This window comes from Corynebacterium durum (assembly GCF_030408675.1).
GTDB classification, from domain to species: Bacteria; Actinomycetota; Actinomycetes; order Mycobacteriales; family Mycobacteriaceae; genus Corynebacterium; species Corynebacterium durum.
Genome location: NZ_CP047200.1, coordinates 131354 through 144329, shown reverse-complemented (window position 1 = coordinate 144329; position 12976 = coordinate 131354). Strand labels below are relative to the sequence as shown.

Annotated in this window: 13 protein-coding genes and 1 pseudogene; 6 read left to right on the top strand and 8 right to left on the bottom strand. The window is 58.2% G+C overall.

The annotated features are described in order from the left end of the window. Positions 1–8 precede the first annotated feature (8 nt). Entirely contained in the window at positions 9–815 is an 807-nt protein-coding gene (gene wzt / locus CDUR_RS00595) for a galactan export ABC transporter ATP-binding subunit Wzt/RfbE (protein WP_006061507.1), read from the top strand. Positions 816–893: 78 nt separating this feature from the next. Here wzt and CDUR_RS00590 read toward each other — a convergent pair whose 3' ends face one another. Next, complete coding sequence (locus tag CDUR_RS00590) at positions 894–1928, bottom strand: DUF418 domain-containing protein (RefSeq protein WP_179418593.1); 1035 nt, start codon at positions 1926–1928, stop codon at positions 894–896. Positions 1929–2145: 217 nt separating this feature from the next. Here CDUR_RS00590 and CDUR_RS00585 point away from each other — a divergent pair, with 217 nt between their 5' ends. Beyond that, positions 2146–3249 (top strand): hypothetical protein, encoded by a 1104-nt coding sequence (locus CDUR_RS00585; protein ID WP_179418592.1) that lies wholly within the window; start codon positions 2146–2148, stop codon positions 3247–3249. Between the two features lie 4 nt (positions 3250–3253). Here the strand turns inward: CDUR_RS00585 and CDUR_RS00580 are convergent, their stop codons facing one another. The 4 genes and pseudogenes from CDUR_RS00580 to CDUR_RS00565 all read right to left on the bottom strand — a co-directional run. Further along, positions 3254–4099 carry a metal ABC transporter permease gene (locus CDUR_RS00580; protein ID WP_179418591.1) on the bottom strand — a complete coding sequence of 282 codons (846 nt, stop codon included), beginning with the start codon at positions 4097–4099 and terminating at the stop codon, positions 3254–3256. After that, the gene (locus tag CDUR_RS00575; protein ID WP_179418590.1) at positions 4096–4980 is read right to left on the bottom strand and encodes a metal ABC transporter permease; all 885 of its coding nucleotides are present in this window, start codon (positions 4978–4980) and stop codon (positions 4096–4098) included. The genes CDUR_RS00580 and CDUR_RS00575 overlap by 4 nt, the downstream gene beginning before the upstream one ends. Further along, positions 4980–5714, bottom strand: coding sequence for a metal ABC transporter ATP-binding protein (locus CDUR_RS00570; RefSeq protein ID WP_179418589.1), 735 nt, complete (start codon positions 5712–5714; stop codon positions 4980–4982). Before CDUR_RS00570 ends, CDUR_RS00575 begins: the two co-directional genes overlap by 1 nt. A gap of 130 nt (positions 5715–5844) precedes the next feature. Further along, positions 5845–6879 (bottom strand): annotated as a pseudogene (locus CDUR_RS00565) (metal ABC transporter solute-binding protein, Zn/Mn family); the annotation flags it as partial. Between the two features lie 252 nt (positions 6880–7131). Between CDUR_RS00565 and glfT1 the strand changes: the two are divergent. After that, positions 7132–8052, top strand: a complete 921-nt coding sequence (gene glfT1 / locus CDUR_RS00560; protein ID WP_179418587.1) for a galactofuranosyltransferase GlfT1 — start codon at positions 7132–7134, stop codon at positions 8050–8052. On the opposite strand, the gene CDUR_RS00555 is transcribed toward glfT1, so the two are convergent. Genes CDUR_RS00555 through CDUR_RS00545 form a run of 3 tightly spaced genes read right to left on the bottom strand, consistent with a single transcriptional unit; the run spans position 8038 to position 10030 of the window. Beyond that, positions 8038–8913 carry a hypothetical protein gene (locus CDUR_RS00555; RefSeq protein WP_179418586.1) on the bottom strand — a complete coding sequence of 292 codons (876 nt, stop codon included), beginning with the start codon at positions 8911–8913 and terminating at the stop codon, positions 8038–8040. The genes glfT1 and CDUR_RS00555 overlap by 15 nt on opposite strands. 28 nt (positions 8914–8941) lie before the next feature. Continuing rightward, the gene (locus tag CDUR_RS00550) at positions 8942–9511 is read right to left on the bottom strand and encodes a hypothetical protein (protein ID WP_060994417.1); all 570 of its coding nucleotides are present in this window, start codon (positions 9509–9511) and stop codon (positions 8942–8944) included. After that, positions 9512–10030 (bottom strand): hypothetical protein, encoded by a 519-nt coding sequence (locus tag CDUR_RS00545; RefSeq protein WP_179418585.1) that lies wholly within the window; start codon positions 10028–10030, stop codon positions 9512–9514. Between the two features lie 48 nt (positions 10031–10078). Here CDUR_RS00545 and CDUR_RS00540 point away from each other — a divergent pair, with 48 nt between their 5' ends. The 3 genes from CDUR_RS00540 (at position 10079) to dprE2 (ending at position 12836) form a co-directional block, all read left to right on the top strand. After that, positions 10079–10303 (top strand): hypothetical protein, encoded by a 225-nt coding sequence (locus CDUR_RS00540; protein WP_006061519.1) that lies wholly within the window; start codon positions 10079–10081, stop codon positions 10301–10303. A 287-nt stretch (positions 10304–10590) separates the two neighbouring features. Continuing rightward, positions 10591–12057 (top strand): decaprenylphosphoryl-beta-D-ribose oxidase, encoded by a 1467-nt coding sequence (gene dprE1 / locus CDUR_RS00535; RefSeq protein ID WP_179418584.1) that lies wholly within the window; start codon positions 10591–10593, stop codon positions 12055–12057. 17 nt (positions 12058–12074) lie between these two features. Further along, positions 12075–12836 carry a decaprenylphospho-beta-D-erythro-pentofuranosid-2-ulose 2-reductase gene (gene dprE2, locus CDUR_RS00530; protein ID WP_006061522.1) on the top strand — a complete coding sequence of 254 codons (762 nt, stop codon included), beginning with the start codon at positions 12075–12077 and terminating at the stop codon, positions 12834–12836. Positions 12837–12976 lie beyond the last annotated feature (140 nt).

Genomic DNA, 12976 nt, shown 5'->3' with positions numbered 1-12976 from the left:
ACAACACCATGGTTTCCATCGATACCTACAACGCCTGCGTCGACTTCCCCATCTTCGACGCAAAATCGCGCTCCATGAAAAAAGCCTTCCTTGGCGCAGCAGGTGGCGCCATCGGACGCAACTCCGACAATGTCGTGGTGGTCGAAGCCCTCAAAGACATCAACCTCCACCTGCGCGAAGGCGACCGCGTTGGCCTCGTCGGCCACAACGGCGCAGGCAAATCCACCCTGCTGCGTCTGCTCTCCGGCATCTACGAACCCACCCGCGGGTCCGCCGACATTCGCGGGCGCGTCGCCCCCGTCTTCGACCTCGGCGTGGGCATGGACCCGGAAATCTCCGGCTACGAAAACATCATCATCCGCGGGCTTTTCCTTGGACAAAGCCGTAAACAGATGAAAGCCAAAATGGACGAAATCGCCGAATTCTCCGAGCTCGGCGAATACCTCTCCATGCCGCTGCGCACCTACTCAACCGGCATGCGCATCCGCCTCGCCCTCGGTGTGGTCACCTCCATCGAACCCGAAATCCTCCTCCTTGATGAAGGACTCGGTGCCGTTGATGCCGCCTTCATGGCCAAAGCCCGAAGCCGACTCCAAGAACTGGTGAAACGCTCCGGTATCCTCGTCTTCGCCTCACACTCCAATGACTTCCTAGCCCAGCTCTGCGACACCGCAATCTGGGTTGACCACGGCACCCTCCACCAAGTGGGCACCGTTGATGACATCGTAGAAGCATACGAAGGCAAAGGTGCCGCCGACCACGTTCGTCGCCTGATGAAACGCATGGAAAAACGGGACAAAGGCGAAGAAGAGTAGCTACAAAATTTGCTTATCTCGAAGCACGAAATTCGGCGTTTTTTGAGCTTGGCGATAAGCAAATTTTCATGCGCAGTGTTACTCCCTTTGACCGGACGCCGCCGAAATTTTCGCCGCAGTCTGCGACGTGACACCCCACTGCCCCCAGGTCGCCCAGCGCCATAATTGTTCTAGCGGCCCTTGCTTGAAGCGCCGCAGCCACAATGCCGACACGATGGACTGAGCAATCAGCATAACCGCCACCACTAGCATCAATATTTGCCAGTCACGCAGAGTGCCATCCGCCAAGCCAAGCGCGTCCTTCCCCCACCACTTCACCATGTAAAACACCAGGGTGGCGGACACATAGTTCGTCAAGGCCATGCGTCCCAACGGAGCAAACACGGCCGTCAATACACGCCGCGCTGGGGTGTGCATGAGCAGCATGATCACCCCAATGTAGAAGGCGGCCAATACAGTACCTGCTACCGATTCTGCCTGTAGTGCCATCTCGGGGCTACTCGGATGGAGCTGCCAATACAGGCACCCAATAACCGCAGGCAGAAGCACTGCGCAAGCAAAAACAAACACCCGGAAATCATCTTCACAGTGCTCAACCTCGCCGGACACGGCGTAGGCAAAGCCAAGAAGCAGCAGCGATGGAACGATCATGATGCTTCCCCCACCAATAGCCAAAAGACCAACCAGTGAAAGAGCACCAAGACCGGCAGTCACAGGCACGAGCCACCGCTGTGGGATCCAGGTTGCGGGCAGGAGGATCACCAATGCCACAGTGGCGTAGGGCAGCAACGCCTCACCTGGGTGCACCATCTCGTGTGGAATCCCCAACCCAAGTAGAAACAAGATTCTGCGAAGCAACACCAGGCGGGGACGCTGAGAGCGTTCGCGGGCACGGGACCACATCATGCCGAAACCGATGCCGAAGAGCAGCGAAAATATCGGGAAGAAACGCTGCTGCACAAAAAGGTTAAGGAAGTGGCTGACAGCATTTTCTGCCCAACTGTCAAAGCGCACGATGGGCGCGATGTTCACAAAGGCAATGCCGCAGACGGCGATCCCTCGCACAACATCAAGGGAATCGATCCGTGTGCGTCGCTGTATCGGTAGTACCATACGGCCCATTATGGCAGCCCCGCATAGCCACCACACCGCCGCATCAGCAGTATCTCTCGCCAGACTCGCGACGTCGCTCCTGGGGTGTACGCGCGGCGTTAATCTCCCTGCTCCGGTCCTCGCGGTAACCCCGGCACGCGGACACAGGCTCCGACCGCTAAAGTGACTGAGTGGGATTTAGCTACACGAAACTAGCTTTATGAAGTCTGGAGGCAGGATGCTGAACCGTCGTCAGTTCATGATTGCTGCAACCACTGCGGCCGCGGCAACAGTCTTGGGAGGTTGTGTGGCAAAGAAGGTTGTTCCTGAAGAACGCTCAATGAACTTCGGTTTTGAGGATCTGGTCACCGCCACACCACGCTGGGCCGACTATGGCCCTAACCTGCAAAAAGCTCATGTGAATGCCATTAGTCTGGCCGTGGGTCGCACCGACTGGCTGGCATTCGAATGGTCCACTGTTCCAGAAATCAGTGCCAGCATGGTCCAGGAAAGCGGCACCGACTATGTTGCAGAGGCGTTGGATAAGCTGGGGAAGTTCCTCCCGGGGGACTATCAGCTCACGCTGACTATCGACGCCCTGCTTCCCAATTGGATCAGCCAGCAGGCCAACCTCGCGGGCAACACGCCGTCCGGCAAAAAATCCAGCGAGTTCGCCAGCGTGACGGCGCTCACCGAGGGCGCGGTGGCGGAGCGCCTGGTCAATCTTGTGGGAGAGCTGTGTACCCGCTACACACCACACCGCATCGCCCTCACTGAGCTCATGTTTGACAACGCCACGTTCGGCGAGGATGATTTGAAATCCTACTGCGCCGCTACCGGTGCCAAAGACTGGCCGCGGCGCAACGATGGCAGCATCAACGAATCCCACGCCTCCATCGGGCAGTGGAGATCAAAAGCCCTGGCATCGCTGTTGTCTAAGGTCAAAGCCGAAGCGCGCCGCCATGACGATACCCAGCTTGATGTCGACGTTCGTGCCCCTTGGGACGACGCTGAAGGCGACCGCACCGAATCTGGGCACAACTACAAGATGCTTCTCGAATCCGTTGATCGTATTGTGGTGTGGAACTACTTCGGCCTTGAGAATAAACGCCCCACATACGGCGGCGAAGTGACGAAAGAGCTGAAAAAGTCATTCTCCGACAACTTCACCATGTCTAGCGGACTCTGGGCCCCCGACAACCAGACCGTCAGCCCCCGCGACCTAGAGACGAGCCTGCAGGCCGTGGCCAAGGCAGGCGCAAACTCCGTCTCCGTGACCCCCGCCAGCATGATGACCCCCGACCACTGGCACGTGCTGGAAAAAATCTGGGCAGAGGACTGACCCGCTATGCCCGCGCCCGCAACCGGGTAACCAACCACACGGCGAGAAAAATAACACCATCTAGCAGCGCCATCATGGGCGAGGTCGCGGCGTCGATAAGGTAGGCCAGCCAGAAACCCAGCTGCGACCCCACCAGTGCCACCACCACGGCCACCAGCACCGTTGAACTCAGCGAACGGGTAAACAGCAGCGCCGTCGCGGCAGGAACCACCATCAGTGCCACCACCAGCACCGCACCGGCGGCGTGAAATGCCACCACAACCGTGAGCGAGACCAGCGTCATAATCACGTAGTGCAGCAGCCTCGTGCGCAGCCCAATCGACCGCCCAAACACGGGATCAAATGCGGAAATCGACAGCGGACGGCGGGCGATAAACAACGCAATCCCCGTCACTAGGCCCACCGAACCCACAATCCACGCGTCCACTGGCCCCAGGTCGATATTGCCCACAATCCAGTGCGACAGGGCTGCGATGTTCAGGTCACCCATCAACACCGAATGCTCAGAAATCGGCGAATGCCGCACGCGCGTGGAAATGATGATCACACCCACAGCAAAAAACGCGGGAAACACCAGGCCAACGGCACTATCCTCAGTAAAGCGCCCCAGACCACGCAGCCATTCCGTGCCCGCCACCAGCACTACGCCGCCCAACGTCGCACCGACAATCAGCCACGGCGAGGTTGGCGAATCCGACCACAACGCCGCCACCGCAATGCCCGGAAGCACCGCGTGTGCCATCGCGTCACTCATCATCGCTTGTCGACGCAGCACCAGCACCGTTCCCGGCAGCGCACAGGTCACTGCAACAACAGCCGCCAACAAGGCAACCGAAATGGCAAAACTCATGCGCGTGCCCCTCCCCTCACACCACTACGCCGAGGAGCCGCTACCAGGGACACACCCACGAAAGCGGTGAGGACTAGGACAATCACTGGTCCAGTGGGCACCTTGCCCACAGCGACAGAAATGTAGGTGCCCACCACCGACGCGACACCACCAATACCCGCCGAGAACAGCACCATCTGACGTACCGTCTTGGACCATTGCCTGGCTGCGGCGGGTGGGAACACCGCAAACGCGATCATGAGGATCAAGCCCACCGCTTTCACGCCGATCACCACGGCCAGTACAATCAGCGACAGCAGCAGTGGCGATAGCCACCGTAGGGGCAGCCCAGACACCTGGCTGAGTGTCTGATCAAAGGTCATCATGGTAAAGGGCCGCCACAGCAGGATCATCACAACAGCCACGGCGATGCTCACCACCGCGATAGTGCCCACATCCAGGTTGGTGAGGGTGGCGGAATTACCAAACATCAACTCCTCCATGCCACCTTTACCCCGAATGCGGCTACGCTGAATGACCTGCAGCAACACCAGGCCGCCACCCAGAAACAGCGACATCACCACGGCCATAGTCGTGTCGATGCCAATACGCGTAGTGGCCGCGATGCGGTTCGCCAGGACCGCAGCCAGCAACCCCGTGACCAGCGCACCAATGGTGATGACCGGCATGGAGCGGGCGTCGAAAAGCAGTGGCGACAGCGACACAGCCAGGAAGATGCCCATGACGCCGGGGGTGGCGGCGGACCCGATGACGTCCGATAGCAGGGACTGCCTGCGCAAATACAGGAACACCCCCATCGCCCCGGCGCAAGCACCGATGAGAGTGGTGCCGATGATGATGCGCTGGTAGGAAAACTCGGAAAGAAAGTCAATGAACGACATCACACCAACCCCAGCCCAAATGCCTCATTGACTTTTTCTTTGGTAAACGCCTTATCAATCGGGCCGGAAGCAACTAGGCGCTTATTCACAATGGTGACGTGCTGGCACAACGACGCAACGGTGGACAAATTGTGGTGCACAATCAGGATTGTCACACCCTGATCCCGCAGTTCAACCAGAACATCGCGGATCACCTGTTCACTCGCGGCGTCGACACCCGCGAAGGGCTCATCCAGCAAATACAAATCCGGTTGCTGTGTCAAAATACGGGCCATAAACACTCGACGGCGCTGGCCACCCGACAATTCGGAAATCTGGCGCTTAGCCAGATCAGAAATGCCAACATACTCCAAATTGGCGGCCACCAGGCGTTTCTCCTCGGCCGACATGCGGCGAAACCAGCCCAGCTTGGGGTACAAGCCCATGGCCACCACCTGCTCAACCGTGATGGGGTAATCCCAATCCACATCGGCGGCCTGCGGCATATAAGCCACCCGGTGACGGCTACGCGACAGCGGCTCGCCAAAAAAACGGATATCACCACGCTCAAGGGGAATGAGGTCAATCACCGATTTAATGATCGTTGACTTTCCAGCACCATTCGGGCCGATAAGCCCCATCACGGTCCCCTGCGGGACTCGAAATGAGACATCATCAACCACCCGATTTGAGCCATAGCTAACCGTCAAATCCCGAACAGCAAGCGCGCTTTTACTCTTTTTCTTCTGCGGCATACTACTCAAGAGGCGCTTAGGGGGCAGGAGCCGGGGCTTGCTCGGGAGCAGGTGTCGGCGCTGGTCCGGGTGCTGGCGCTGGTCCGGGTGCTGGCGCTGGTCCGGGTGCTGGGGTCGCGGCAGGATCAACTAAAGCCTTGTGAATCGTGTCAGCGTTGTAGCGCATCACACCTACATAGGTATCCGTTGGGGCTTCAGCGCCGAGTGAATCGGCATAAAGCTCATCCGTTGACACATTCACGTCCCAGCCCTTGGACTTCACGGCCTCTTTCAGCGAATTAATGGCCTGCGGGTTGGCAGAATTATCCCCGAAAATCGTGGGCACTTTCCGCTGGGCAATAAAATCAGCAAGTTCATTGAGCTCAGTCGCGCTGAGTTCAGACTCAGAAGTGATCAAGTCAGTGGCCTTCACGTCAAGACCGAACTGCTTGCCAAAGTAATTAAAAGTATCATGCCCGCTGACCAAAATGCGGCGATCCTGCGGGATCTCCGTCATCTTCGTTTGCACATAATTACCAGCCTCGTCAATTTGCTGTTTATAGGATTCGGCATTTTTCTTGTAAGTATCGGCGTTGCCGCTATCCACTTCGCCGAGTTTCTTGGCAATGCCATCCACCACATACTTCCAGTTCGTGGTGCTGTTCCAAATATGCGGATCGTATTTGCCGTGGTCATGATCATGATCGTGCTCGTCATGATCCTGCCAGGGCAACAAATCCTGCTCGGGAATCGCCGACGATACCGCAAATTGACGGTCGCTTTGGGCCTCTAGCTCATCCGCCATGTGAGTTTCCATGTCGGGTCCAGTCCACAACACCACACTCGAGTCTTGAATCTTGGCCAAATCCTGGGTTGTGGGCTGGTAGGTGTGTGGATCTCCCCCCGGTCCAACCATCACAGACACATCGGCATCGGGGGCAATATTATGCACCGCATCACCAATGTAACCCGTGGTGGCAAACACGGTCAGAGCTTTATCGCCACTGCTGTTTTTGGAGGAAGAATTATTGGAATCAGAATTATCAACAACGCAAGCGCTCAACCCTCCTACCAGCACTGTTGCAGCAATAACAGCACTGGCGGTGCGGAGGAATCCACGACGGCTCGTGACCGACGCGCGAGGCGCGGCCGCAGGGGCAGATGCGGAAAAGAAGTAAAATCTCATGCCCAAAAGCATAAATCTGAACATATGAAACTCATCTAAATGGGGGCCCCTTTGGTTTCTTTTGGGGGTGTCTCTCTGTGGCCTAGCCACATCCCTTTTTCACCCCTCACCTGAACCGATACCTGCTTTCGGACACAATTTCAGCACCTATCCTATGTTCAATAGCATGCACGCATTATCCATTTACTGTGAATAAAACTAAACACACCGGCCACGCCACACTGCCTTGTCACCTGTGCGACAATAACAGTCATGCCGCTTGACCACGACTCGACCATCGCCGCCGTCATCGTCACCCACAACCGCGCCGATCTTCTCCGCACCTCCCTCGCTGTTGTTGCATCCCAAAGCCACCCTGTGGACTGGATCATTGTTGTGGATAACGGCGCTGAGGAGACTGTCCGGAATCTGCTCGTCGAGGTCGCCGGAGATAAAGGTGTCTACTTGCCCTCGAAACACAACCTTGGAGGTGCCGGAGGTTTCGCCTACGGATTCCTGCATGCCCTCGCCCTCGGTGCCGACGCCGTGTGGTGCGCCGACGATGACGGCAGCCCCGAAGGCCCTGAAGTGCTGGCCACACTGCTGCGTTGCGCGGAACGCAACCAGCTGGAGGAAGTATCCCCTGTCGTATGCAACGCCAACACCCCGGACCGTCTTGCCTTCCCCTTGCGGCGCGGTGTGGAATGGCGACGCTACCGCCATGAACTCATCGACCCCGCCCACCCGGAGGATGATCTCCTTGAAGGCATCGCCTCACTGTTCAATGGTGCCCTCATTTCGGCCTACGCCATGGAACGCATTGGGGTGCCTGATCTGCGGCTTTTCATTCGCGGCGATGAAGTGGAATACCATCGTCGACTCGTCCGCTCTGGGCTGAAATTTGGCACCTGCCTCTCCACCGCCTACCTGCATCCCGATGGGACTGACGAGTTCAAACCCATTCTTGGCGGGCGGATGCACACCCAATACCCCGACAATCCCAACAAACGTTTCTTCACCTACCGCAATCGCGGTTTCCTGATGAGCCAGCCCGGTATGCGCCGACTCATTCCCCAGGAATACGCCCGTTTCGGCTGGTTCTTCCTAGTTCAACGCAAAGATCCCAAAGGTTTTGTGGAGTGGCTGCGTCTGCAACGCATGGGCTGGCGGGAACGCTTCTCACGCCCTGAGTAGCGCGCGGTAAATATCCAGACGATCCACGGGAGCGAGGGCCTGCGTCCCATAAGCGCCCAGCTCGGCCAATTTATGCAGGGACTGCGCGCACATGCTGCGGATATGGGTGGCGCTGAGGGGATCGCCATTATCGTTGGTCCAGCCTATGGCGGCCATCGTTTCCTCAATGATCTTGCCGCCCACGGCGGCGTCGGCAAGCGTGGACAGGGCGAGGACGCAGGACCAGAAGGCGTCGCGGGCCGCAGCCTCATGTTCAAGGGGAAGGGTGTCGCGGGCGTCGACAAGCGAGGGCTCCAGCACCGCCGGACGGGTCAGTTCCATGGCTTGCAGCAGAGCGACAAAGTCGTAAAGCTGGGAACGCTCGATGAGGTCCCGCACCGGTTCCCGAACAGAGTCAAGCACCGCCTCAATCGTGGCTTCGCCGGTGAGCTGCGCGTTTATCTCCGCAACATTGAAGGTGTCGTGGCCAAGCGCGCCGGAACCACCAATACACAACGCATCAGGTGTGCCGGCATCCCGCACGTAGGAATCGATGGTCTCAAGTGTGATGGTCCATAAACCCCAGCGGTACAGTAGCTGGTCCTCAGGCTCGGACAGGTACTGATGAACGCACTCCTGCACATCCACGGCCACATCATCACTGTCGAACGACCACGGGGTTTGCTCCTCGCTCAACCCGAAGCTGATGGACAGGACGCGGTGAAGCTCCGTCAGCGGAAGCGAATCATTGATGCCGAGGTGACGATGCACGTCTGCCTGATCGACTGCCGCGCGGAAAATTAGGGTGCGCGGCTTCCTGCGCGTCGTGGGGAAAGTGATCACTTTCGCCAACGCGTCGCCTTGTGCCAATGAGGTGGACATGGTTCCCAGCGTAGTGACATATCATGCTTCAGGGGGCCACAGGCAGCGGCCGAACATCCGCCCCGAACTCTTCCTGCAGGTATTTGCGGGTTTTGCGTTGCGATTCTATTGCGTTCCACTGCTCCACCAGTTCAGCCACCGCCGTGGCGTAGGCCCACGCATCACGCGCCTCCGGTTCGCCATGAAAACCCGCAGTAATATCATCCAGGTCCGGCGTACGGATTGCTTCAAAACGCGGAAGCGTCAACTGTGGATTGTTCTTCTTCGCCTCTGTAGCCACAGCCTTATAGCGCTTGAGCTCGGCCTCCATGGCTTTGATCACAGCATCCACGCTGATCTGCTTATCGACGCCCAGCTGCTCCAGCACCGCATGATCACTGGCGCTTGGCGTGGGCAGCATCACGGTACCCGACACCACATCAGCCGCCTGTGCGATGCTGTGGCCCGTACTGTCACCAAAAATCCAGGCACCGCTGAGCGCATCCGCTGCAGCATCAGGGGCGGTTTGCACGTGCCAAACGACGAGTCGCTCACCGTCGGGAGCACCATTGGCCCCCTCAGCGGAGATGACATCAACCACGGACACCGTGGGGTACATTTAACGCTCCCGACCGCTCAAGGCAAACACTGCTGAACCAGTGAGCACGCCGAGTGCGGTGTGGGGGCGACCAACACCAACCTTGCGCAGTCCTCCAGCGAGGACCTTGTTAACTGCCCCGTTAACTTTCAGCACAGTGGCCACGCCAATGGCACCAGCGCCGAGAATCCCCCAGGTTTTCAGTGGGGAATCAAAATCACCGATCACATCATCAGACTCAGGGCCATCCCCAAAACCAAGGTCACCAACGCGCTGCTTGACGCGATCCATAATGATGGCTGGATCGTTGTTGGGGTCATCGTCAATGGAGTTAAAGTAGGCCACCAAACCAACCGTTCCCGCGGCGATACCTCCGCGGACCAGCCAGCGCAACGGCCGCGAGTCAACATAGTCTGGTACGGCCATAAACAGTCCGGCACCGACGGCCTGGGTAATGCGGGACGGCAGGGTGTCGTTAAGCAGGGTGTCATCCAACAAGGCGTTGTTACCGGCATATGTGTCATGGGTCTCTGTGCTCATGAACCACACAGTACTTGAGAATACAGACACGGGGGTACCCTAGAGGGCATGTTTGGCCTGTTTAAAAAGAAAGAACCCGCCTCCCACATTGCAGCGGACAAGACCACCACCCCCATGAGCCCGGCCATGACCCTCATGATGGCGCAGGAAATCCCCATGCTGGACAGCAAGGATCGGGTGCGCGTCTACGAGATTTTAGACAACTACGACGGACCCGAAATCACCTCACAGGAGGAACTGCCGCAGGAGATCCGTGACCTCATGGATCTGTGATACCTACCACTACCTGCCCAAAAGCAATCATCAGCACACTCGCGTACGGACATAAAACCACCATAAACCCACACATTCGGAACGTGGGAATTATCACACATATAAGGCTTTCCTAAAACCGCCAGCTACAGCAGGAATATCACGCTTAACGTGCCCTTTTACCGTGGTGGACGCGGCGTCGTCACGCAGCGCTTCCCCATTCCCTACCCCAAGCGAAACGTCTGGAAACAAACATGGGCGTGTAACTCCAGGCTAAGCATCGAAATCGGGAGTAGCCTGGTAAAGCGATGACGAGCGATAAGGGCGCGTCCAGCACCGTTGCTTCGAGCGGTGCCTTCGGAGCCCTCAACACAGAAGCCAAATCTTTGACCGGTTGGGGCCGCACCGCCCCCTCCACAGCCGAGGTTCTTTCCACCCCCGACTTGGAGACCATCTGCGAGGCGGTTCGCCTTGTTGCAGAGCAGAACGATTCCAAACCTGAACACCTTCGCCGCGGCGTCATCGCACGTGGCATGGGCCGTTCCTACGGCGACTGCGCCCAAAACGCCGGTGGCCTGGTGGTGGATATGCAGCCATTTAACCGCATCCACTCCATTGACCCAGAAACCGCCATTGTTGATGTAGAAGGCGGCGTCACCCTCGACCAGCTGATGAAAGCTGCCCTCCCCTACGGCCTATGGGTTCCGGTTCTGCCGGGCACCCGCCAGGTCACCATTGGTGGCGCCATCGGACCGGATATTCACGGCAAGAACCACCACTCAGCGGGTTCCTTCGGCGATCATGTGGTCTCCATGGATCTGCTGGTCGCCGATGGCCGGATTCTCCACCTCGAACCGGAAGGCACCCCCGACGACCCGAAAGGTGAATTGTTCTGGGCCACCGTCGGCGGCATGGGACTGACCGGCATCATTGTGCGCGCCCGCATCAAGATGACCCGCACCGAAACCGCTTACTTCATTGCCGATGGCGACCTCACCAGCTCACTGGATGAGACCATTGAGTTCCACTCCGACGGGTCTGAAAAGAACTACACCTACTCGTCCGCATGGTTCGATGCGATCTCCCCCGAACCGAAGCTGGGACGCTCCGCCATTTCCCGCGGCTCCCTGGCCACCCTCGCCCAGCTGGAAGAACTCAACCCGAAGCTGGCGAAAGACCCGCTGAAGTTCAACGCCCCGCAGCTAGTCACCGTTCCAGATATTTTCCCCTCGTTCACCATGAACAAGCTCAGCATGATCGCCATTGGTGAGCTGTGGTGGCTGAAATCTGGCACCTACAAGAACAAGGTGCAGAACCTCACGCAGTTCTACCAGCCGCTGGACCTGATTGGCGAGTGGAACCGCGGCTACGGTTCCCGCGGCTTCCTGCAGTACCAGTTTGTTGTTCCCCGCGAGGCCGTGGAGCCGTTCAAGGAGATTATCCGCGACATCCAGCGCTCCGGTCACTACTCCGCTCTGAACGTGTTTAAGCTGTTCGGCGAGGGCAACCGCGCTCCCTTGTCCTACCCGATGCCCGGTTGGAATGTGTGTGTGGACTTCCCCATTAAGGCTGGTCTTGGCGAGTTCCTGGACGACCTAGATCGTCGCGTTATGGAGTTCGGCGGCCGCCTGTACCTGGCCAAAGAATCCCGCACCTCTGCAGAGGACTTCCACGCTATGTACCCCGGCATGGAAGGCTGGCTGAAGACCCGCAATGCCATCGACCCGAACGGCGTTTTCGCATCTGACATGTCGCGCCGCCTGGAACTGCACTAAGTAAAGGACTTAAAAACATGCTGAACGCTGTGGGTAAAGCCCAAAACATTCTGCTTCTTGGCGGGACCTCCGACATTGGACTCGCCATTGTCCAGGAATTCCTCAGCCACGGCCCCGCCCGTGTCACCCTCGCAGCCCGCCTCGATTCCCCGCGTCTCGACGCCGCAGTACGCCAGGTGGAGCAGGCAGGTGCCAGCGCCGTTGAGGTTATCGACTTCGACGCCGCCGATACCGATTCACACCCTGAGGTCATTGACGCCGCCTTTGCCAACGGCGATGTTGATCTTGCCGTCGTTGCCTTCGGCACCCTCGGAGACGCCGAAGAACTGTGGCAAAACCAGGAAAAGGCTGTTGAAAGCGCGCAGATCAACTACACCGGTGCCGTGTCTGTGGGCGTGCTGCTGGGGCAGAAGTTCAAAGAGCAAGGCCACGGCACCATCGTCGCTTTGTCATCTGTTGCTGGTGTGAAGGTACGCCGCTCGAACTTCATGTACGGCTCCACCAAAGCCGGTTTCGATGGTTTCTACACCCAGCTGGGCGAAGCACTGCGCGGCAGTGGTGCCCACGTCCTTGTGGTTCGCCCAGGTCAGGTACGCACAAAGATGAGCGCCGACGTGAAAGAGGCTCCCTTGACGGTGGACCGCCAGCAGGTAGCTGAGGCCGTATTCAGGGCCGTCTTGGACCGTAAAGACATCATTTGGGTTCACCCGGCCTTCCAGTATGTAATGGCAGTGCTGCAGCACATCCCGCGTCCGATTTTCCGCAAGCTGCCTTTCTAAAACCCTCCTTGGGGACGTAAGGCTGATCCTAAAGTTAAAGGGTCAACTAGTTTAGACTATTTGTTTAGGCTGGTCGGCCCTTTTACGCTTCCTTGCAACAGGGGGAGCGGGGGACATCCGCACCGGCGGTATCTACAGTT